At 69.8% G+C, this 23,131-nt stretch carries 13 protein-coding genes; 9 read left to right on the top strand and 4 right to left on the bottom strand.

What is annotated here, in order from left to right; genetic code table 11:
* Window positions 1–87: 87 nt before the first annotated feature.
* Complete coding sequence (locus CJ197_RS01260; protein WP_102234942.1) at window positions 88–1,020, top strand: hypothetical protein; 933 nt, start codon at window positions 88–90, stop codon at window positions 1,018–1,020.
* Between the two features lie 31 nt (window positions 1,021–1,051).
* Here the strand turns inward: CJ197_RS01260 and CJ197_RS01255 are convergent, their stop codons facing one another.
* Window positions 1,052–2,185 carry a Gfo/Idh/MocA family protein gene (locus CJ197_RS01255; RefSeq protein ID WP_102234941.1) on the bottom strand — a complete coding sequence of 378 codons (1,134 nt, stop codon included), beginning with the start codon at window positions 2,183–2,185 and terminating at the stop codon, window positions 1,052–1,054.
* Window positions 2,182–2,946 carry a sugar phosphate isomerase/epimerase gene (locus CJ197_RS01250; protein ID WP_102235005.1) on the bottom strand — a complete coding sequence of 255 codons (765 nt, stop codon included), beginning with the start codon at window positions 2,944–2,946 and terminating at the stop codon, window positions 2,182–2,184. Before CJ197_RS01250 ends, CJ197_RS01255 begins: the two co-directional genes overlap by 4 nt.
* A 170-nt stretch (window positions 2,947–3,116) precedes the next feature.
* Between CJ197_RS01250 and CJ197_RS01245 the strand changes: the two genes are divergently transcribed.
* The gene (locus CJ197_RS01245) at window positions 3,117–3,782 is read left to right on the top strand and encodes a TetR/AcrR family transcriptional regulator (protein ID WP_102234940.1); all 666 of its coding nucleotides are present in this window, start codon (window positions 3,117–3,119) and stop codon (window positions 3,780–3,782) included.
* On the opposite strand, the gene CJ197_RS15465 is transcribed toward CJ197_RS01245, so the two are convergent.
* The gene (locus CJ197_RS15465) at window positions 3,783–4,757 is read right to left on the bottom strand and encodes an LPXTG cell wall anchor domain-containing protein (RefSeq protein ID WP_102234939.1); all 975 of its coding nucleotides are present in this window, start codon (window positions 4,755–4,757) and stop codon (window positions 3,783–3,785) included.
* A 200-nt stretch (window positions 4,758–4,957) separates the two neighbouring features.
* Here CJ197_RS15465 and CJ197_RS01235 point away from each other — a divergent pair, with 200 nt between their 5' ends.
* From CJ197_RS01235 to CJ197_RS01225, 3 genes are read left to right on the top strand one after another with little or no spacing between them, the layout of a single operon-like run.
* The gene (locus CJ197_RS01235; protein WP_102234938.1) at window positions 4,958–5,953 is read left to right on the top strand and encodes a MoxR family ATPase; all 996 of its coding nucleotides are present in this window, start codon (window positions 4,958–4,960) and stop codon (window positions 5,951–5,953) included.
* Window positions 5,950–7,218, top strand: a complete 1,269-nt coding sequence (locus tag CJ197_RS01230; protein WP_102234937.1) for a DUF58 domain-containing protein — start codon at window positions 5,950–5,952, stop codon at window positions 7,216–7,218. The genes CJ197_RS01235 and CJ197_RS01230 overlap by 4 nt, the downstream gene beginning before the upstream one ends.
* Complete coding sequence (locus CJ197_RS01225) at window positions 7,215–9,644, top strand: transglutaminase domain-containing protein (RefSeq protein WP_102234936.1); 2,430 nt, start codon at window positions 7,215–7,217, stop codon at window positions 9,642–9,644. The genes CJ197_RS01230 and CJ197_RS01225 overlap by 4 nt, the downstream gene beginning before the upstream one ends.
* On the opposite strand, the gene CJ197_RS01220 is transcribed toward CJ197_RS01225, so the two are convergent.
* Window positions 9,604–11,040, bottom strand: coding sequence for an NAD(P)/FAD-dependent oxidoreductase (locus CJ197_RS01220; protein ID WP_102234935.1), 1,437 nt, complete (start codon window positions 11,038–11,040; stop codon window positions 9,604–9,606). The genes CJ197_RS01225 and CJ197_RS01220 overlap by 41 nt on opposite strands.
* A gap of 287 nt (window positions 11,041–11,327) precedes the next feature.
* Here CJ197_RS01220 and CJ197_RS01215 point away from each other — a divergent pair, with 287 nt between their 5' ends.
* The 4 genes from CJ197_RS01215 to CJ197_RS15050 form a co-directional block, all read left to right on the top strand.
* Complete coding sequence (locus CJ197_RS01215; RefSeq protein WP_158239328.1) at window positions 11,328–15,491, top strand: phosphodiester glycosidase family protein; 4,164 nt, start codon at window positions 11,328–11,330, stop codon at window positions 15,489–15,491.
* A gap of 50 nt (window positions 15,492–15,541) precedes the next feature.
* Entirely contained in the window at window positions 15,542–17,461 is a 1,920-nt protein-coding gene (locus tag CJ197_RS01210; protein WP_102234933.1) for an S-layer homology domain-containing protein, read from the top strand.
* 186 nt (window positions 17,462–17,647) lie between these two features.
* Window positions 17,648–20,242: a 5'-nucleotidase C-terminal domain-containing protein gene (locus CJ197_RS01205; RefSeq protein ID WP_102234932.1), complete on the top strand. Its 2,595-nt coding sequence runs from the start codon at window positions 17,648–17,650 to the stop codon at window positions 20,240–20,242.
* 116 nt (window positions 20,243–20,358) lie between these two features.
* A partial coding sequence (locus tag CJ197_RS15050; RefSeq protein ID WP_102234931.1) for an ExeM/NucH family extracellular endonuclease occupies window positions 20,359–23,131 on the top strand: 2,773 nt, incomplete at its 3' end.

Below are 23,131 nucleotides of genomic sequence, written 5' to 3'. Positions count from 1 at the left end.
CCGGTGTTCACGATCTCAGCCGAAGGGGTGAATGCGCGAACTTCAGGCTCCGGCACTACGCTGCGGGGACCGGGAGGAGCTGAGGTCATGTATGAGGAGCAGACGCCGGGTGAGGCAGGAGCCGGCGTCGGGGATCCGGAGCGTTTCGCGCAGGTGCTGCGCGAGGCGATCGCGGGCAGCGGGCTGACGCTCGCGGCGATCAGCCGCACTCTGCGCCGCCGTGATCTGCCGGCGAGCCCCGCCACCCTGTCCTCGTGGCAGAGCGGCGCCCGGCACCCCGACTGGGAGCGTTCGCGCGAAGTCCTCGAGGCTCTTGAGGAGGTCGTGAAGATCGAGCCGGGGACGTTGTCGAGCCTGGTGGCGCCGCGGCGCCGACGGGGTCGTCCGCCGGAGCGCGGGGACCTGGCCATGCTCATGCCCCCGGGGACGAGCGCTGTGCGCGAGGCCCTGGTCGAGCTCGGGTTCAGAACTCCGGAGGACTTCCCGATGGAGCAGACCATCGTGGAGCACGCCCTGGTGGACACCGACGCCTCCACCCTCGAGATGACCTTCCTGACGCAGGTGAAGGCCACGGCCGATGGCATCTGCGCCCTGCCGAACGTGCATCTGCTGGAGACCGCGGGAGGTCCCGACGGCCCGCAGATCGGCGCGCTCGGCGGCTGCCGTGTGGCCCGTCGGGTGAGCAAGCGGGACGGCACCGTGGTGGGGGCCCGGATCGAGGTGGACGGCCCCCTCCAGCAGGGGCAGGTGGCGGTCGTGTCCTACCGGGTGGCGCTGCCGGTGCAGATGGATGAGGTCACCGACATAAAATACTCCGTGTCCCGGCGCATCCTGAGCCTCATGGTCGAGGTCGAGTTCCGGGGCTCCCGGCCCCTGCGCGATCTGCGCACCGTCATCCATCCCGAGCCCGGGGAGGTGACCTGCCGCCCCGCCGTTCTGGATCAGCGCGGCCGCGTCCAGTGCGCCGTGACCGGTTTCGGCCCCGGGCTTGTGGGCGTGACCTGGAACTGGGCGGACTGAACCGCGCAGTCCCAGGTCACTGCCGCTCAGCTCACAGGGTCTGCGCGGTCGGGTCGAAGTCCGCGGGGACCACCGGGATCTCAGGAGCCGCGGAGTCCACGCGCACGAACTCGCCGCGCTCGGCGGATTCCTCGGCGCTGAGCATCACATCCAGCACGTGGTAGCCCACTGCGCCGCTGGCCACATGCGGGCGGTCCTGGGCGATCGCGCGGACCATGTCCAGCAGCCCCAGGCCCCGGCCGGTCGTCGGCCCCGCGGGCGGCACCTCGATCCACTCCTGCTCCCCGGGCGTCTCCCCGGAGGGCTCGAAGGGCCGCACATACGCCACCCGGCCCTCGAACATGTTCGGATCCGGCACCACGAGCGAGCCTTCGGTGCCGTGGATCTCCACGACCCCTTGCCGCGCGAGCGGCGAGTCGAAGCTGACCAGCGAGGTGCCGGTCTGCCCGCCCGCGAAGCGCGTGAGCACCGAGATCGTCGACGGCGGGATCACCGGGAAGCGCTGCCCGGCCTTCTCGCCGACCAGGATCTCCCGCTCCTCGCTGGCCTTCAGCCCCATCGCCGCCACCTCGGTGATGGATCCCAGCAGGTTCACCAGGGCCGTGAAGTAGTAGGGGCCGATGTCCAGCAGCGGGCCCGCGCCCTTGGCGAACAGGAAGGCTGGATCGGGGTGGAACACCTCGGGGCCCTGCCACTGCATGGAGGTCTGGGCGAACAGCGGACGGCCGATCAGCCCGTCGACGATCGCCCGCCGCGCGGTCTGCACTCCCGCGCCGAGCACCGTGTCCGGGGCGCAGCCCACGCGCAGCCCCGCCGCTTCGGCATCACGCAGCAGCTGGGCGGTGGACTCTCGGTCCAGGCCCAGTGGCTTCTCGGTCCACACGTGCTTGCCCGCGGCGATCGCGGCAGCGGAGACCTCCGCGTGCACGGCGGGGATCGTGAGGTTCACGACCACCTGCACCTCGGGGTGTTCGAGCACGGTCTGCGCGGTGCCGTGGACGGGAATGTCGTATGTCTGCGCCTGGGTGGCGGCGCGCTCGGGCAGTAGGTCGCCGATCGCGAGCACGCGCACATCGGGGAAGGTCGCGAGGGTGCGCAGGTACTGGTCGGAGATGAACCCGGCGCCGATGACGCCGATGCCGACGGGGCTTTCGAGGGTGGTCATCGGGCAAGTCCCTTCTCGAGGAGGAAGCGGTGGCTGTCGGCGATGTCGGTGAAGACGTCACCGGGGGCGTGGTCGTACTCGATCACGGCGTACTGCACCTGGGTCGCAGCCTGCATCGCCTCGACGGTGGGGACGTCCCCCTCACCGGCGTGGCGCTGATCCAGGCTGTCGGAGGTGAAGGCGGGGGCGCCGGGAGCGAAGGGGTTCGACGCCGGGGCCACGCCGTCCTTGACGTGGATGGCGGTCAGCCGCGGGCCGATCTCGCGCACGAGGCCGACGACGTCCTGTCCGCCCACAAGCGCCCAGAACAGGTCCAGCTCGATCTGCACCGCATCGTCGGTGAGCTCGAGGAAGCGCTGGTAGGCGGTCTTCCCGTCGAAGTCGGCGAGGAACTCCTGGGCGTGGTTGTGGTAGCCGACGGCCAGCCCGTACTCGGCGGCCTTCTGGGCGGCGGTGTTCAGCCGCTCGGCGGTGTCCTTCACCCCGTCCTCGGTGAGCCAGCGCTCAGTGGGGACCATCGGGTCGATCACGACCTGCATCCCGATCTCGGCGGCAGCCTCGAAGACCACCTCATTGCTCGGGGTGGGGATGGAGCCATCCGGGGTCCACAGCTCATCGGACAGCAGAGGCGCATGCCCGGTGGGGGAGGTGAGGCCGGTGGCATCCAGCGCCTCGCGGATCTGCCGCGGCCGGCCCACGAAGTCGAAGGCCTCGACATGCTGCAGCCCGATCTGCGCGAGGCGCTCGAGGGAGCCGTGCATATCGGCGGTGAACTCCTCAGCCAGGGTGTACAGCTGGACGGAGGCGAGGGGCAGCTCGGTGGGGTCCTGGGGTGGTGTCACGGTGACCTGCTTTCGTCCTATCGCGTCAGGGTGCGTCGAGCCTAACAGTGAAACCACCGCGTGGAGGTTTTTATGGCAGGCTCGGGTCCATGAGCACTGAGGGGAAGGACGCCGACACCGCGGAGCCCACGCGGGGCCGCGGTGCGATCGGCCGCGCCGGCTCCTATCGCAAGGGCATCGCCCGGCGTCAGGAGATCCTGGATCGCGCGATCGAGGTGTTCCGCGCCCGCGGCCCTGAGGGCACGTCACTGCGGCGCATCGCCGAGGCGATCGGCGTCTCCCACGGCGCCCTGCTGCACTACTTCGCCTCCCGCGAGGAGCTGCTGGTGGCGGTATACCAGCACCATGAGCAGCGGGAGGGGCAGGAGCGGGCCGATGGAGGCCGCGAGCGCGCCGCCGAGGTGATGGCCAATGCGGCGGTGCGCAATGTGCACGTCCCGGGCCTGGTCCAGCTGTACTCGACGCTGCTGGCCGCCGCCCTAGAGGCGGAGCAGGGCCCGGCGAACGAGTACTTCACCGCCCGGTTCGGGCGGGTGCGCGGGAACCTCGCGCGTCGACTGCGCGAGGATCAGGCAGCAGGACTGGTGCGAGCCGATGTGGATCCCGCACGGATGGCCGCGCTGATCGTGGCGGCATCAGACGGGCTGCAGATCCAGTGGCTGCTGGATCCCTCCGTGGCACTGCAGCGCACCCTCAAGGATTTCGCGGTGCTGCTGGCCCCAGGCACAGAGCAGTCAGCGCCAGGGCAGGGCTGATCAGCTGCGGCGACGCCGCGCGTACCAGAGCATCCCGGCCCCGCCGAGCAGGGCGAGGGCACTCAGGCCCACGAACGCGCTGGCCTCGATGCCGGTCTGGGCGAGCTCACCGCCGCCATCGGACGCCTCCGCATCGGAGCCCTCGCTGGAGCCGGTGCTGTCCGCGCCGGTGCTCTTCCCGCCGAAGGACAGGAACGCCCGCAGGATCTCTACGGCGCTCAGCCGCTGCTGCTCGGTGACGGTGGGCCCGGCGGCTGGGAAGTCATTGGTCGCCGATCCGGGAGACGCCGGTGCAGGAGGCTGCGCGGCCGGCTGCTGTCCACCGGCCTGCACATCGCCATCGCGGTTCCCGCGGTCATCGCTGTTCCCGCGATCGTCGGAGCCCTCGCGGTCATCGCTGCCCCCGCGGCCATCGGAGCCCTGCTTCTCATCGCTGCCCCCGGTCTCGGGAGCGGAATCGCCCGGAGCTTCTTCACCGGGCTCTTCGTCGCCGGACTCGTCTTCGCCGGACTCGTCGTCGCCGGGGTTGTCGTCGCCGGGGTTGTCGTCGCCGGGGTTGTCGTCGCCGGGGTTGTCGTCGCCGGGCTCGTCCTCGCCGGGCTCGTCCTCGCCCGGATCCTCCGGCGCGAGCACCTCGAAGCTGCCGTTGGCGTCCTCGCCGTTGATCACCACGGTGACGGTGTGCGAGCCCGCCTCCTCCGTCGTAAACGTCTTGGTGAAGGACCCGGAACCGTCCGTGGTCACCGGAAGGGGCTTCGGACCGCTCGGGGTGTTGACGTTCAGGTCGCTTGAGGCACGGGTGGGGAAGCACGTGCCGGTGATCGTCACGGTCTCACCGACGCTCACTCTGTCGGGCGAAACACTCACCGAGGTCGGCTGGCCCTGACAGTCGCCCAGCTCCTGCTGCGGCTCGGCGGGGAAGGTCGCCAGAGCGCTCGCCGAGGTCGGCATCGCGATGCACGCGGCTACCAGCATGGCAGCAGCCCCCCGTCGCATCGGTGCAGTGCGACCTCGCGCGCTCATCTCTGGTCCTCTCCTGTGTCGACGAACCGCCCGGCGGGCGGGAACCACCCGTCATACTGTACGGACCGGGAAGGCGCAGGTGGAGCCCCAGCCCGGATGGAAGACGAATTCTTCGTGAACATCGACGTCACAGCGGGGCAGGAGGCGCGGGAATGCTCGACCGGGCGGCAGAGGTGCCGATGCTGAGTGAGCCGCAGGCCACGGCCATCGCGGAGGCGGCTCATGACGTCATCGCCCAGATCACCACGGTGGTCGAGGGCAAGGAGGCGACCGCCCGCACCGCGGTGCTGGTGCTGCTCGCCGGGGGCCACCTGCTCATCGAGGACATCCCCGGGGTGGGCAAGACCATGCTCGCCAAGTCCCTCGCCGCAGCGCTCGGCGCGAAGCGCCACCGCATCCAGTTCACGCCGGACCTGCTGCCCGGGGATGTCACCGGCGCGAGCGTGTTCAACCAGGCCACCGGAGAGTTCGAGTTCCGACCCGGTGCGGTGTTCACCCAGATCCTGCTGGCTGATGAGATCAACCGCGCTTCCCCGAAGACCCAGTCTGCGCTGCTCGAGGCCATGGAGGAGCGGCAGGTCAGCGTCGACGGCACCACCTACGCGCTGGACGAGCCGTTCATGGTGGTCGCCACCGCCAACCCTGTGGAGATGGAGGGCACCTACCGCTTGCCGGAGGCACAGCGCGACCGCTTCCTCGCCCAGACCTCGATGGGATACCCGTCGGCCCCCTCCGAAGCGCGGATGCTCGCCGCCCAGACCGCGCCGGTGCCCACCGGGGACCGGGACCTGCTGGATGCGATCACCCCGCGCACCACTCCGCAGCGGGTGGCCGAGCAGGTGCACGCTGTGCGCCACGTCTACACCTCCCCGGTGCTGCTGGATCATGTGGTGCGCCTGGCCGCCGCCACCCGGCAGCATCCGCAGGTGGCGCTCGGCGCCTCTCCGCGCGCGGCCGTGCACCTGGTGCGCGCCGCGAAGGCCCATGCTGCGCTCGCCGGGCGCACCTTCGTCACCGGGGAGGATGTCGCGGAGGTCATCATGCCGGTGTGGGGCCACCGTCTGCACCTGACGCCGCAGGCCCTCTCCCGCGGGGCCGATGCGGGCGATGTGCTGCGGCAGGTCCTCGTGAGCACCCCGCAGACGTGACCCCGCGCCCCGGCACCGTGCTGCGGCCCACCGGCCGTGGCATCGTCCTGGCCGTGGCCGCGCCGTTGCTGTGGCTTGCCGGTGACATCACGGGCCTGGTCGCAGCCCGCCAGATCGCCGCCGCGCTGCTGCTGATTCTGCTGCTCGGCGCCCTGTGCATGGCCGTGATCAGCCCCGGCCTGCACCTGCGGCGCGAGCTGCTCGATGACGCCGTGCCCGCCGGGGGCACGGCCCGGGTGCGGCTGCGCCTGGCCGCGCGCGCCCCGATCACGATCCTGCCGCTCGGCCGCGGCGTGGTGCGCGAGCACCTCCCGGCGGCGCTCGGCGGGCAGGGCGATCTGCCGCTCGGGCCGCGCATGGACCACCTGCTCGCCGTCGAACGTCGCGGCACCCACCCCCTGGGGCCGCGCAGCATCCTGGTGCGCGACCTCCTCGGCGTGCTGCACCTGCGCCGCACCGAGACCGATGACCTGCAGCTGATCGGCCTGCCCGCCGTGGAGCAGATCAGCGCCCCCGCCCTGCGCCGCGCCGGGATCGCCGCCGAGGCAGGAACGGAGGCGCACGGCGCGGCCGGACCCGGGGAGATCGGGCCCCTTGCCCGCCCCTATGCCACCGGGGACGACATCCGCCGCGTCCACTGGCGTGCGAGCGCCCGCACCGGCCGCCTCATGACCCGCGAGGAGGAGCCTGCCTCCGCCCGGAGTGCCGTGATCATCCTGGACACCACCGGTCGTACCGCGCTCACCCCCGCCCTCGAGGACCGCCTGGTCTCCCATGCGGCGAGTCTCCTGCAGGCTCTCAGCCAGGCCGGCTGGGAGACCCGTGTGCTGGACGCCTCCGGCGATGAGATCACCCGCACCCCCGGGCGTGATGGCCGCAGCACCGGCTCCCCGCTGCGCACCGAAGCCGATGCCCTCGCCGCCCGTACGGGCCTGCTGGCCCTCGCCGATACCGGCTTCGACGACGACCCCGCGAGCGGACGCGGACGTGACCACGCCGCCGGGCACACCGCCTACGCGATCGCCCTCGGCATCGATGACCGGGAGCCGTTCGCGGGCCTGGACCTCGACCGTTTCGCCGGCCGCGCCGCCCGCCGCATCGCCCTGGCTCTTGCCCCAGAGCCCGCGGACCCGTCGGCCCCAGAGCCCGCAGCCGAGCCGGTGCGCGGCCGCCGCGGGGCCTGGGAGCTCGTGCGCGGCAGCACCGGCCACGCGCTGGATGCCCTCCTGGCAGTCACCGCACCGGATCATGAGGTGCGCCGATGAGCCCCCTGCTGGGCCGCCCCGCCCTGACCGGTGCGCACCTGGTGGGCAGGGCGCTGCTGCTGATGCTCGCGGTGCTGCTGGCTGCTGCGCCGCTGGATCTGCTCATCGCCGACGGCGCCTGGTTCGCCCGGATCCTGCTGCCGTCCGTCGTCGTGATCGGCGGCGGGGTGGTACTGCGCGTGATCGTGCCGCGACCGCTGCTGGTCCCGGTGCTGCAGGGCCTGCTCGTCGTCGCTCTGCTGGCCTGGCTCGAACTGAGCCAGGGGCTGCTGGAGGGTGCCGAGGGACTGCGCGGTCTGCTCGCCGCGCAGCCGCAGATTCTGCGCGCCGGGATCGCGGAGCTCGCCACCGGGGTGGCGCCCGTGCAGCTGCAGGGCCCGGGCACCGTGCTCGTCGTCGCCCTGTTGGCGCTGCTGGTGCTGATCCTGGACCTCGCCTACCTGGACCTGGGCTGGCACACCCCGGTGGCGCTCGCCCTGCTGGGCGCGATTGCGCTGCCGGCGCTGCACCATCCCGGCGGCGTCACCGGCTGGGCGGTCACCGGCCCAATCCTCGGCGCCACCCTGATCCTGCTGACCCGCACCCTGCACGGGGATCCGCGCTACCTCGCGGGCGATCCTCGCCCCCAGGCCGGGCCGCTGCCTCGCCCGCTGCTGACCCTGGGGGCGGCGGCGCTGTGCGTCGGCCTCGTGGCGGCCCTGACCCCCGGGCTCGCCCAACGTCTGCCTGTCCTCACCGCCACGCGCTTCCCCGTGAACCTGGACACCGTGAAGCAGGGATCGGGGGTGGGGCCGGCGCTCGGACCGGTGATGATCGACGATGACGTCTCGGTGCGCCGCAGTCTCCTGCAGCCGGATTCCACGGAGGTGCTGCGCTTTTCCACCGACGCCGCCGAACCCTCCTATCTGCGGATGAACACTCTGAACCGCTTCGACGGGGAGGCGTTCACCGCCGATGGCGCGACGCATCCCGACGACGACCTCGGCAGCGAGTTCTCCGCGGCACGCGATACCGGCTCTCCGATCGGGGGCGGCGAGCTGGTCACCTACATGATCGAGCCCACCGACATGGGCGGTGGCCGCCTCCCGGCCCCCGATGCGGTGCGCGCCATCGCCGCCGATCAGCCGCGGCTCGAGAACGCCATGTACGTGCGGCAGGGGGCCGGGCAAATCCTGGTCTCCGGGCGCAACCTCACCCTCTCAGGACAGACGTACTGGGTGGGGGCCGAGACGAACCCCTTCACCCCCGATGACCTGCGCGCCGTGAATCCGGGGGTGCTCGCAGCCCCCTTCGAGAGCGGCTATATCGACCCCGACGAGGTCCCGCAGCCCGCCGCCGACCTCGCCGCCCAGGTCGTCGAGGAGACGGGCGCCGACACCGCCTACGACACGGCACTCGCCTTCCAGCAGTACTTCCGCAGCTCCTTCGGCTACTCCCTCACGGTCCGCACCCCGCCCGGGCAGGACCCGCTGGAATCCTTCCTCGAGGAGCGGATCGGGTACTGCGAGCAGTTCGCCGCGACCTTCGCTCTGATGATGATCGCCCAGGGCTACCCCACCCGGGTGGTCATCGGTTTCACACCGGGCACGGCCGACGGGGACGAGTACGTGGTCACGACCGCGAATGCGCACGCCTGGCCGGAGGTGTGGTTCGGCCCCCAGATCGGCTGGGTGCGCTTCGAACCCACCCCGGCGGCCGCGGGAGGCGCCATCCAGCCCGCACCCCTCAGCACCCCCGAGGGAGGCGAGCCCGAGCCGGACACCCCGGATGCCGGGTCCACGACCGCGCCCGAGCCGCAGGTTCCGGAGGCCCCCGAGGAGTCTGAGACCAGTGAGGAGTCCGAGTCCGAGGACCCGAGCACGAGCGCGGAGGAGACGACGACACCGCAGGGGAGTGCCGACGGGGAGTCGGGGCCCCGGCGTGAGGGCTCGAGCCTTGCCTGGGGGAGCGGCCTGCTGATCCTTGCGGCGCTCTCCGCGGTGCTGGGCTGGCTGGCCGTCCGGGCACGGTCCCGCACCGCGCGGGAGCAGGCCTGGGCGCGAGCGGGCGGGGCCGACGGTCCGGCGCAGGCGCGCCGGCGCGAGGCCGCCCAGCTGGCCTGGGGCGAGATCCAGCAGGCCACCGCCCGCCGCGGGGCCGGGGGGCTCCAGCTCGATCCTGCGCTGCCACCCTCCGTGGCTCTGAGCGACCTGCTGGATCAGATCGCCGCGCGCGGCATCACCGTGGGAGACGCCGATCGTGATGCGGCCGCACGCCTGGCCGCCGCCCGCAGCGACGCGCTGTACGCACCGCCCGTCGGCCCGGAGAACGCCGACGGTGCGGAGCAAGCCCGGGAGGCGGACCCCGTCGGCCCTCTGCGGGAGGACGTGGACCGCCTCCTGGCGCTCATCGGGGCTCGGGCGCCTCGCCGTCGCGCCCCTCGATGACCTGATCGGAGTCCTCGCGGGCTCCGGCGCCGCGGCCGAACTTCCGCGCCTGGGCCTCCGCCTCGAACACGCGCGCGGCCTCGAGCGAATCCACCTCGCCGACCACCGGGTTCGGCTGATGCGTGGCGCGCGTGCCGCCGTACAGCGACAGCAGGTTCATCGCCACTGCCCGCTGATTGCGGTGCCCGATCATCTTCGTGATGTGCACACCCAGCCAGGAGAACCAGCCGATGGAGCCGGAGAGCCCTTTGATCAGCGGGAACGGCAGCTCCGCGATCGCGGCGTGGCGGCCGATCGTGGCCATCGTGCCGAGGTTCCGGTAGCGGAAGGGCCGGGCGGGCTTACCGGCCACGTCGGCGGCGATCGAGCGGGCCGCCCCCTGCCCCGTCTGGATCGCGGGCTGGGCGAGCTGCGGCAGGGCATGCTCCCCGCCGGCCACATCCCCGGCCGCATACACACCCGGGAAGCCCTGCACCTGCAGATGCTCGTCGACGATGATCCGGCCGCGGTCATCCTGCGGGAAGCCCCAGTCCGTGACGTCATCGGCGATCGCGACCCCGGCCGCCCAGATCGTCACATCGGACTCCAGCACCCGCTCGTCATCGAGGATCACGTGGTCGTAGCCCACTTCCTTGACGCCATGCCCCAGGCGCAGCAGCACCCCGCGATCTTCGAGCTCTTGCGCCGCGTAGTCGCGGTAGGTGTCGGCGAATCCCTTGAGCAGATCCTGGCCGCGCTGGATCACGGTGATCTGCAGTGTGCCGGGATCCATCTCGGGATAGAGGATGTCCAGCTCCTGCTGCCGGAAGTCGGCGAGCGCCCCGGCGATCTCTACGCCTGTGGGGCCGCCGCCCACGATGCACACGTGCAGGCGGTCGCTGCTGGGCGCAGCCTCGCGGGAGGAGCGCTCCAGCTCGGAGAAGATCCGGTCGCGGATCGCCAGGGCCTGGCTGCGGGTGTACATCGGCATCGCGTGCTCCTCAGCCCCCGGAGTGCCGAAGAACGTCGTGGTCGCACCGTTGGCGAGCAGCAGGTAGTCGTAGGCCAGCTCCTGCGGGGCCTCCTGCCCCTCCTCCAGGCGCACCACCTTGCGCTGCGGATCTACGCCCACCACCTCGCCCTGGCGGTAGCGCATATTGGGCACCTTCAGGCTCAGCCCGCGCAGGAACATCGTCACATCCCCCGGGTTCAGCCCGGCGGTGGCCACCTGGTAGAGCAGCGGCTGGAAGGTCTTGTACACATTGCGGTCGATCAGCGTCACCCGCACTCGTACATCCCGCAGCGCCATCACCGCATGCGCCCCGGCGAAGCCGCCGCCGATGATGATCACATGCGGCCAGCTCGCGCCGTCCTTCGCGGGCACGGTGGGGCGGCGGCTGAACAACGGCATGACCATGGCGGGCTCCTGCGGGGAGGTTGGGAGAGCGGCGGGAGAGGGCGGTGGGAGAGTGCGGCCTCCCGATCGTAGCGAAGCGCCGTCGGCCTGTGTTCGTGTGGGGGCCCGGAAGGGGTCGCATGGTGTTCACCGAAGGGATCACCACCGGTAACGCGCGTCGTCTTCACTGGTCATGCGCGGTCTGCCAGGAATGCCGCGCTCCCTACCATCCCCCGTCGCCCGCTCGTGCCCTGCCGCGCCGTCGCGCCCGTTGTACGAGCTGCGTCCTGCCCTGCGAAGGATCTTCCGTGAGCACTCGTCGCCCGATCTTTGACCTCGATCTCCGCCGCCGCCTCGCCTCTCTGGCCACATTCGCCCTGGCTGCTGGGTGCCTGGGCGCCTACGGTCCCCTCGCCTACGCCGATCCGAGCACGGACCCGGAGCCGACAGTCACGGCGCCCGCAGACCCGACCGCTCCCGATGCCCAGGTCGACGAGCCGACCCTCGCCCCCCGCATGGTCGCCGTGGCCGACAATCCCGGTGCGCTGCCCGCGGGCGCCCCGGACACCGATGTCGAGCCCGGCAGCATCGTCGGCGGACACGGATACCTCGACCTGACGATGGGCGGCCGGGCGGTCGTCACCCAGCAGGAAGAGACGGTCATCGGCCCCGGGGTGGTCCTCACGCAGTGGGAGCGCCTCGAGCCGGGCGGCTGGCAGCGCGGTGCCGTGCTGGATATCGATCTCTCGCATGAGGCCGTCTCGATGGACTACCTCTACACCGGGAAGGTGGCTGACACCGGCACCCTCACGGAGCTGACCGACGCCTCCCAGGGCGTCGCCGCCGCGGTCAACGGCGACTTCTTCGACATCAACGATTCGGGCGCGCCGATTGGGATCGGGCTCGACGAGGAAGACGGTCTGATCAAGTCCTCCGATGGTGCTCCGAACGCCCTCATGATCAGTGAGGACAACGTCGCCATGATCACCGAGGCCATCACCCGCGGCAGCGTGGTCGCGGGCGGCGAAACCCTCATGCTGGGCGGCGTGAACCCGCTCGGCATCGAGAGCGATGAGGTGGCACTGTTCACCCACCACTGGGGCGAGCATCAGCGTCTGACCCGCAACGACGACGCTGCGGCGTCCGGCATCGAGGTGTGGGTCGATGCCCAGGGCAAGGTCATGCGGAGCCAGCCCGTCTCGGACGAGGTGATCCCCGAGGGCGTGCGTGTGGTGGCCGCCCGACCGGGGCCCGCCGCCGATGTGCTCGCATCCCTCCCCGACGGCGCCTCGGTGCAGATCGAGCACTCGATCCTCACCGACCTCGCGAACCCCGTGGTGGGCATCGGCTCCGGGGCATACCTGGTGCAGGACGGCGCCGCCGTCGTCAGCAAGGACCCCAACGCGCATCCCCGCACCGCGGCCGGCGTCAGCCAGGACGGGCGTCGTCTGGTGCTGGCCGTGGTGGACGGCCGCAGCACTGACTCGCGCGGCATGACCCTCACCGAGCTCGGCGAGCTCATGGCCCAGCTGGGCTCCCACACCGCGCTGAACCTCGACGGCGGCGGCTCCACCACCCTCAGCGCCCGCGAGCCCGGCGAGAAGGATCCGGAGGTCCGCAACGACCCCTCCGACGGGAAGGAGCGCAGCGACGGCAACGGCATCGGGGTGGTCATCACCCCCGGGACGGGGGAGCTGGATGCCTTCCGGGTGCGCCCGGTCACGGCGGCCGATGGGGCCACTCGCGTGTTCCCCGGCCTGCATCGCGACTTGGTGGCCCGCGGCGTCGACGACCATCTCACCCCGGTCGAGGGCAGCCCTGAGGAGTGGGGCGTGGATGACGCGACGCGGGCGAGCGTGGATGCGGACGGTGTGGTCACCGGAGCGTCCCGCGGTCCGGTGCAGGTTCGCGTCAGCGGCGGTGGCGCCGAAGGAACGCTGGATATGGAGGTCCTGGGCGACCTGGCCCGCCTGACCTCCTCCTCCCTCACCATCAGTCTGGAGAACGCCGACCAGACCGGAACTCTCGCCCTGACCGGCTACGACAGCGATGGATACGCCGCTCCGATCGATGTGCGCGATATCGACGTGGACGTCCCCGAGGGATACACCGTCGAACCGCTGGACGGGAACACCCTCGTCATCGGTGCGACGATCGACTCCGGCTCCACGGTCCTGACCTTCACGGTCGGCGAGCATCGCATCCAGATTCCGGTCACCGTCGGCTCCTCCTCCGCTCCGATCACGGACCTGGCCGATGCCGCGCAGTGGGCGCATGCGTCGGATCGCGCCACCGGTTCGCTGGCGGTGGTCGAGGATCCTGAGGGTGATACGGCGATCGAGCTGAACCACGACTTCACCCAGTCCACCGGGACCCGCGGCTCCTACGCTGTGGCGCCCGGCGGGGGGATCGAGATCGAGGGCCAGCCCACGCGGATCACCATGCAGATGCGCGGCGACGGCACCGGTGCCTGGCCGCGCCTGCAGATGCGCGCCGGTGACGGCTCCACCGTCCAGGTGAATGCCTCCGCTCCGCAGTACGTCACCTTTGAGGGCTGGCAGACCGTCAGCTTCGACATCCCCGCCGGCACCGCCTATCCGCTGACCCTGCAGCGGGTGCGGCTGATGGAGACCGGCTCGCGCAAGCAGTACGAGGGCTCCGTGGCGTTCAGCGATCTGGTGGCGCACGGCGCTCCCGAGGTCGAAATGCCCAGCGGCACCATCTACCACGACCCCGCGGTCTCCCCGGCCGGATCGGTCGACGACAAACCGCTGCGCATCGCCGTGATCTCTGATCTGCAGTTCGTGGGGGAGAACCCGGATTCAGCACTCGTGCAGACCGCACGGGAGGGCCTACGAGAACTCGTCGCCGAAGCGCCGGACCGGATCATCATCCTGGGTGACTTCGTCGACGAGGGCGAGGTGGACGATATCGAGCTCGCCCAGCGGGTGCTCGATGAGGAGCTCGGCGACTCCGGCATCCCGTGGCAGTACGTCCCCGGCAACCATGAGGCGATGAAGGCCGAGGACCTAGGGCCGTGGCAGGACGCGTTCGGCGACCTGTACACGGTCACCGATGTGGACAGCACCCGGATCATCACCCTGAACTCGGCGCCGTACATCATCTCGCACATGCCGGAGCAGGTGCAGTTCCTGCGCGAACAGCTCGACGCGGCCGCCGAGGACGACTCCATCACCGGTGTCGTGCTCGCGATGCACCACCCCACGCGCGATGCGATCCTGGATCAGTCGGCGCTGCGAGACCCGCAGGACGCGGCGATGATCGAGAAGTGGACCGCGGAGCTGCAGGCGGCTGGGAAATCCACCGTGGTGCTCGGCGCCGGGGTGGGAGCGTTCGACGTCTACCAGGTTGACGGTGTCACCCACGTCGTCAACGGCAACGCCGGCAAGTCCCCGAGCTCCACCCCCGGGCGCGGCGGGTTCTCGGGCTGGACGATGCTGGGCATCGACCCCTCGCAGGGGCTGTGGCGCGACAACCATGGCACGTGGCTCGACGTCGAGGTCAACCCCTTCGTCGAGGACATCAAGATCCTGGGCCCGTGGGCACTGCGCCCCGGCCAGGTCGCACAGCTGCAGGCCTCGGTGCTGCAGGACGACCGTTCCGTGCCGGCCTCCTGGCCGGTGTCCGTGCGCTGGTCCGCTCAGGACGGTGCCTACCTGGGCGATGCGCAGGATGCCGGTGCCGCTGATGCGGTGGCGGTGAACGGCAGCGGTCAGGTCACGGTGCTGGACCGCGCCATCGTGGACGGCGAGGTGGTGCCACTGACCGATGACCTCGAGCTCACCGGCGGCTACGCGACCACCCTCGCGACCGTCGCGGTGCTCGTGAACGACGTGGAGCACACCCGCACCCTGACCGTGACATTCCCGGTCGCCGAAGCGCCCGCCCCGGTCTCGCCGTTCGTGGACGTGGACCCGTCCGATGAGCACTTCGCGGCGATGCTGTGGGCCTACGAGGAGGGGATCGCCAAGGGCTGGGCCGACGGCACATATCGCCCGCTGGAGGGCGTGAACCGAGACGCGATGGCGGCCTTCCTGTATCGGATGGCGGGTGAGCCCGCCGTGGACCTTCCGGCATCGTCGCCCTTCACGGATGTGAAGCCGGGAGATGAGCACTATGCAGCCATCGTGTGGGCGCATCAGGAGGGCATCACGACGGGGTGGTCGGATGGATCGTTCCGTCCGACGCAGCCGATCGCGCGCGATGCGATGGCGGCGTTCCTGTACCGGTACGCGGGCTCGCCGGAGGTCTCGGCGCCGAGCACGGATCCGTTCTCCGATGTCTCCAGGTCTTCGAAATTCGCGCTGGAGATCGCCTGGATGAAGGAGGAGGGGATCTCCACCGGCTGGTCGGACGGGACCTACCGGCCGCTGCAGGACGTGAACCGCGATGCGATGGCGGCGTTCCTGTACCGGATGCAGGTCGAGCGCGGCATCGAGCGCGCCGACTGACCCCTTCAGAAACCGTGCAGACCCCCGAAACGACTCCAGGAGAGACTGTCATGACCACCACCTGTGAACTCCACCTGCGACGCCGCACCCTGCTGGGCGCCGGCACACTCGGCACCGCCGCGGTGCTGGGGCTGGATCCGGCAGCGCGAGCCGCCGGCTCGGAACCCGGGCTGCAGCCTGACCACATCACCCTGAACCCCACCGAGGACAACACCACGACCCTCACGGTCACCTGGCGGACGTCCCCCGAGGTGCAGACACCCCACCTGCAGGTCTCAGCGGATACCGCGAACCCCTGGGGCTTCGACACCGTCACCGTCGATGCGAGCGACTCCGTCACGCGCGACAGCGGCGCGGGGTACGAGCACACCCATCACAGCGCGACCGCTACAGGGCTCCAGCCCGGAACCACCTACCTCTACCGGGTGGGCGATGGGACCAACTACTCCGGCTGGATGCCGGTGACCACCTGCGACCCGGACGCCCAGCGCACCAGCCTCATCGCGATGGGGGATATCCAGACCGGGCACACCGAGCACTGGACCCGAGTGGCGCTGGCCGCGCTGAAGGACCGGCCGCAGGCGCGTGCGCTCATCACCGCGGGCGACCAGGTGAACACCTGGGACTCCGCCGCGGAATGGCATGCCCTGAACCGTGCGGCCGGCAAGCTGCCGCGCACGATGATCTGGAACCCCGCGGTGGGCAATCACGAATACCGCTCGACCGACTCCGGTGAGCTCTCGGCCCAGTACCGCGATCAGTTCGACCTGCCGTTGAACGGACCGGACGACTTCGAGCACTTCGCCGAGACCGTCTACTACCACGATGTGGATGACATCCGGGTGGTCACCATGAACACCTACTACCGCATTCCGCGGAACACCGCCGACGAGCTGCGCTGGCTCACCTCCCAGGCGGCGTGGCTCGACGAGATCCTCACGGACAGCCCGCGCGAGTTCACCATCGTGGTCATGCACTACCCGGTGTACTCCTCGTCGCCGGACCGGGGAAATCCGGAGCTGCGGGCGTACATCGAGCCGGTCCTCGAGAAGCACGGGGTGGATCTGGTCCTTGCCGGGCACGATCACGCCTATGTCTCCGGGCAGCGGGAGATGGCGGGTGAGGACACCGGCCCGGTGTTCGTCACCTCTTCGTCCTCGAACCGTCAGTACCCGCTGCAGGTCACCGACTGGTACGACAACGGCGCGCTGCCCCGTACCGCGTACCACTCCCGGTCCACCTACCAGCTGATCGATGTCGAGGACGGGACGCTTAGCTACACCGCGAAGGACTCCACCGGCGCCGTGACCGACGAGTGGGAGATCATCCACCACCCGGAAGGCGGCCGCACCGTCACCCATGTGGGAGGCGTCGGTATTCCGGAGGAGCACCTGCCGGAGGAGGACCCCACCTCGCCCTTCGTGGACGTCGATCCGTCGGACGAGCATTTCGAAGCGATGCTGTGGGCCTACGATTCGGGCGTGGCCCGCGGCTGGGCGGATGGGACGTACCGTCCGCTCACCGCGGTGAACCGCGATGCGATGGCAGCATTCCTGCACCGTCTGGCAGGGGAGCCGGCCGTGACGCTGCCGAAGACATCCCCGTTCTCGGACGTGGCGCCGAGCGCCGAGCACTACGCCGCGATCATCTGGGCGCACCAGGAGGGCATCACCACCGGATGGAGCGACGGGACGTTCCGCCCCACCGCTCCGATCGCACGCGATGCGATGGCTGCCTTCGTCTACCGCTTCGCCGGCTCGCCGGACGCCGCGGCGCCCGACGTCGATCCGTTCACGGACGTGTCGAAGACGTCGAAGTTCGCCAAGGAGATCGCCTGGATGAAGGCCGAGGGCATTGCGGAGGGGTGGTCCGATGGGACCTATCGCCCGCTGCAGGATGTGAAGCGTGACGCGATGGCCGCGTTCCTGTATCGGCTGCAGGTCGAGAACGGGATCGAGTACGCCGGCTGACATCGGAGCCGATCGGGGCCGGGCGGCGTGCACCGCCCGGCCCCGACGTTCGAGACGACAGTATCCGACCCTGCCAGATGAACACTCGGTGACGCCGGGATACCGATCTCGGGAAACGCCGGGCGTGTCACCTCCGGATGGGGTGAGATATGAGTGCACATCCCGATCCCCTCTCCAGGAGCCAACATGACGGACGCGTTCGCGCACCGCATCGCCCGTGGCACCACAGTGGGCCTCGGGGCGGCAGCGGTCGCCTTCTCGACCCTCGTCGTCCCCCTCGGTCCCGCCGCTGCGGCCGATGCCGGTGACCAGATCAACCTCATCGGATTCAACGACTTCCACGGCGCGCTGGGCGCCGCTGATGCCTTCGCCTGCTCTGTGGTCACGGAGCAGGCCGAGCATGACCGCAGCCTGTTGCTGTCGATGGGCGACAACGTGGGGGGCAGCGCCTTCCCGTCGGCCATCCAGAATGACGAGCCCACCATCGACTTCCTCAACGCCCTCGGTGTGGATGCCGCTGCGATCGGCAACCACGAGTACGACCAGGGGCAGCAGGATCTGCTGGAGCGTATCGCGCCGCGCACCGACTTCCCGGACCTGGCCGCGAACGTCTACAAGGCCGACGGCACCCGTCTGCACGATGCCTACACCGTCATCGAGGCCGATGGCGTGAAGGTGGCCGTCATCGGTGCCGTGACCACGAAGACGGTCTCGAAGGTGAGCCCCGCGGCGATCGAGGGCCTCGAGTTCCGTGACCCGGTGGATTCGGTCAACGCCGCTCTCGAAGAGCTCAAGGCCTCCGGCGAGGAGTTCGACGTCGTCGTCGCCGCCTACCACGAGGGCGCGAGCGTGGACGCGAAGGACGGCGAGGCCCCGGCGAACACGGATCCGATCTTCGACAAGATCGTGACGGAGACCTCCGGTGAGATCGACGCGATCTTCAACGGTGACTCTCACCGCCGGTACATCTACCAGGCACCCGTTCCCGGCCAGGACGGCGAGGAGCGGCCGATCATCCAGACCGGCGCGTCCGGCGAGAACATCGCCTCCGTCACCCTGGAGCTCGGTGACGACGGGGACTGGGACGTCGTCAAGGACAGCATGAAGATGATCCCCACCGAGGGTGCGGACCTGGATGCCTGCGCGGGCAACCCGGTGTACGACGCCGCCGCCGGCGTGGCGGAGCAGGCGCTCGCCGACGCCGAGGAGATCGGTGCGGAGCCGGTCGGCAGCATCACCGATGACGTCACCACCTCCTGGGCCGACTCCAAGGCCGAGTACAAGGACGGGGTGCGCGTGCCCTCCAAGCCGGTGAACGACCAGGCCACCACGAAGGGTGACAACCGCGGCCGCCACTCCGCCGCCGGCAACATGCTGGCCGACTCCATGAAGTGGTACCTCGAGGAGCGCGGCACCAACGCGGGCGAAGAGATCATCGGGTGGATGAACCCCGGCGGCATCCGTGCCGAGCTCTGGTACGACCAGGCCGCTGACGAGGGCGACGGCGTGATCACCTACGCCGAGGCCAACAACATGGTGCCCTTCGGGAACACGCTGAACTCCGGCAAGGTCACCGGTGCGCAGTTCATCCAGATGCTCGAGGAGCAGTGGGCGGCCGACGGCGCCCGCTTCCTGGCGTTCAGCGTCTCGGAGAACATCGAGTACACCTTCGACTCCACGCGCGAGCGCGGCGAGCGCATCCTCGATGTGCGTGTCAACGGCGAGCCCATCGATCCGGATGCGACCTACACCATCGTCGCCGCCAGCTTCCTCTTCGAGGGGGGCGACGGTATGGAGACCCTGGCGCAAGCCACTGATATCGCCGACACGGGCGTGCTGGACCGGGACGCCTTCGTCGAGTACCTCGCGGCGAACGAGGGCATGGACCCTGATTACTCGCAGCGTCAGCTCGACATGCAGCTGGAAGCGGGCCCGAGCTCCACGCTCACCATCTCCGGCCTGGAGTCCCAGAGCCTGGGTGCTCCCGAGCTGACCGAAGCCACCGTGGACCTCGGTGAGCTGGGCACCTTCACCGCCCCGGTGGAGAAGGACGCCGAATCCGGTCGCCTGAGCGCCGCGGTCGAGCTCACCGATGTGTGCCTGGAGGAGGGTGAGACCGCGACCGCCGTGATCACCGCTGCCCCGGACACCGGCACGTCCGTCACCGCCCAGATCACCGGCAGCGCCGATGCCTCGTGCGAACTCGTGTTCTCTGATGTGAATGTCGGGGATATGTTCTATGACGAGATTATGTGGATGGCTGAGTCGGGGTATTCGACGGGGTGGAAGGAGGATGATGGGACGTCGACGTTCCGTCCTCTGGAGCCGGTGAATCGTGATGCGATGGTGGCGTTCCTGTATCGGATGGCGGGGTCGCCGGAGGTGTCGTATCCGCGGTCTGAGCCGTTCCGTGATGTGAAGCGTGGGGATGAGCATTACGATGCGATCATCTGGGCGTATCAGCAGGGTGTTGCGCGGGGTTGGTCGGATCGGACGTTCCGTCCGACGGAGCCGATTGCGCGTGATGCGATGGCGGCGTTCGTGTATCGGTATGCGGGGTCTCCGGATGTGCCTGAGCTGACGGAGGATCCGTTCTCGGATGTGTCGAAGGATTCGAAGTTTGCTGCGGAGATTGCGTGGATGAAGTCGGAGGGTATTACGACGGGGTGGCCGGATGGGTCGTATCGCCCCCGGGCGTCGACGAAGCGTGATGCGACGGCGGCGTTCCTGTATCGGATGAATGAGGAGCAGGGCATCACCTACCTCTCCGAAGCGGACTGACCAGCGCGTGGGTCGGGAGCGATGCTCCCGGCCCGCGCCGTCTTGCCCCCTTATTTTTTCTTGATCTTTCCCGCGACGGCTGACGCCGTCCTCACTCCCCGCACGAGGAGATCCCCATGACCACCCGTACCACCGCGGCTGGGAACCGCTCCCGACTGCAGCGTCTCGGCGCCACCACGGCCACCTTCGTCCTGGGCCTGAGCCTGCTGCCGGCCCTCGCCCCCACCGCCCAGGCGGCCACCGTCAGCCTCGGCGATGTGCAGATCAACGAGATCTACGGCGGCGGCGGCAACTCCGGCGCCACTCTCACCCATGACTTCGTGGAGCTCGTGAACACCGGCACGGAGGACATCTCGCTGGACGGCTGGACCCTCCAGTACTCCTCCGCCACCGGGAAGTTCCAGGCCGGCGGCAAGGTCACCCTCAGCGGCGTCATCCCCGCCGGCGGCACCTTCCTCATCCAGCTCGCGCAGGGCAGCGGCGGCACCGAGGCGCTTCCCACCCCGGACGCCACCGGTGATGTCACCGTCTCCGGAACCAAGGGCGTGTTCGCCCTCTCCGACGCTGATGGCCTGCTGGCCTGCACCGGCACCACCTGCGCCGAGGACCCGGCCGTCGTGGACCTCGTGGGCTGGGGCGGCGCGACCACCTTCTCCGGTGATTCCCCCGCACCCGCCACCTCCAACACCACCTCGATCTCCCGCATCGACGCCACCGGCGAGAACTCGAGCGACTTCGTCGCGGGCGAGCCGACGCCCACCCCGTCGGGCGGCGCGACCGACCCCGAGGACCCGAGCGACCCGGAGGACCCGACCGATCCGGTGCCCGGAGAGCAGGTGTCGATCGCGGAGATTCAGGGCACCGGTGCGAGCAGCCCACTCGACGGCCAGACCGTCACCACCGAGGGCGTGGTCACCGCGGTGTACGCCACCGGCGGTCTGAATGGCTACGTCATCCAGACCGGCGGCACCGGCGGGGCGCTGGACTTCTCCTCCCATAAGGGCTCCACCGCGCTGTTCGTCTACTCCCGCGACACCATGGACCAGGTCGCCATCGGCGACTCCGTGCGCGTGACCGGTGAGGTCTCCGAGTACTACGGCTCCACCCAGATCACCGTGGGCGCCGACGGGCTGGAGATGCTCGAGCAGGATCTCGAGGCCGTGGAGCCGCTGACCCTCGAGGGCGGCTTCCCCACTGCTGAGGAGGACCGCGAGAGCATCGAGCACATGCTCTACCTGCCCGGCGAGGGCGACTTCACCGTCACCGACGTGTACAACACGAACAAGTTCGGCGAGGTGGGGCTCGCGATCGGCGATGAGCCGCTCAAGCAGGCCGGTGACATCATGCGCCCCGGCGCCGAGGCCACCGAGTACTACGACGCCCAGGCTCAGAACCTCGTGCTGCTGGACGATGGTCGGACCACCAACTTCCAGAAGAACCCCACCGAGCCGATGAGCTGGCTGACCACGGAAGAGCCGGTGCGCGTGGGCGCGGCCGCGTCTTTCACCGAGCCCGTCGTCATCTCCTACTCCTTCGACCAGTGGCGCCTCAACGTCACCACCCCGTGGGAGTCCCATGACACCGACGGTGTGGACTTCGAGAACACCCGCCAGGACGCCCCCGCCGAGGTGGGCGGCGATCTGCAGCTGGCGACGTTCAACGTCCTGAACTACTTCACCACCCTGGGTGAGGACACCCCCGGCTGCGAGCCCTACACGAACATGGAGGGCGATGGCACCAACGTGCGCGGAGGCTGCGATCCACGCGGCGCCTGGGACGCCGAGGACCTCGAGCGCCAGCAGTCGAAGATTGTCGACGCGATCTCCGGCACCGAGGCTGAGGTGGTCGGCCTGATCGAGATAGAGAACTCTGCACGCCTGGGGGAGACCCCGGATGAGGCGACCGCCACCCTGGTCGAGGCCCTCAACGCGAAGGACGGCGAGGGCACCTGGGCATACGTGCCCACCGGCGATGCCTACGCACAGCTGGGCCTGGACGGTGGTCAGGACGTCATCACCAACGCCCTGATCTACCGCGCCGATGCCGTCAAGCCCGTCGGCGACCTGCAGATCCTCGCCGACGACCCGGCCTTCGACAACGCCCGGGAGCCGCTGGGCCAGGTGTTCGCGCCGCTCGGTGCGGAGGGCCAGGAGGGCAAGCCCTTCTTCTTCACCATCAACCACTTCAAGTCCAAGGGCTCGAAGGACGCGGAGGACGCGAACCTGCCGGAGGATCCGGTGCAGGGCAACGCCCGCACCTCCCGCCTCCAGCAGGCGGAGCGTCTGCTGGAGTGGGGTGATCAGACCGCCGCCGACCTGGGCGTCGAGGACGTGTTCCACGGTGGTGACTTCAACGCGTACACCCAGGAGGAGCCGCTGCAGCTCTTCTACGATGCGGGCTTCACGAACATGGCCGAGGCCCACGACGCGGACGGCTGGTCCTACAGCTTCGGCGGCATGGTCGGCTCCCTCGATCATGTGCTGGCCAATGAATCCGCTGCGGCGCGCGTCACCGGCGCCACCGATTGGCAGATCAACGGCGCCGAGTCCGTGATGACCACCTACGCCCGCTACAAGAACAACGCGGTGGACCTGTACGAATCCGGCCCCTTCGGCTCTTCCGATCACGACCCGATCGTCGTGGGGCTGAAGGCGGAGGCCTCCGAGTCTCTCGTGTTCTCTGATGTGAATGTCGGGGATATGTTCTATGACGAGATTATGTGGATGGCTGAGTCGGGGTATTCGACGGGGTGGAAGGAGGATGATGGGACGTCGACGTTCCGTCCTCTGGAGCCGGTGAATCGTGATGCGATGGTGGCGTTCCTGTATCGGATGGCGGGGTCGCCGGAGGTGTCGTATCCGCGGTCTGAGCCGTTCCGTGATGTGAAGC

Source organism: Brachybacterium sp. UMB0905 (assembly GCF_002871795.1).
Classification (GTDB): Bacteria; Actinomycetota; Actinomycetes; order Actinomycetales; family Dermabacteraceae; genus Brachybacterium.
The sequence above is the reverse complement of the archived record's forward strand: the minus strand, read 5'-3'. Positions and strand labels throughout refer to the sequence as shown.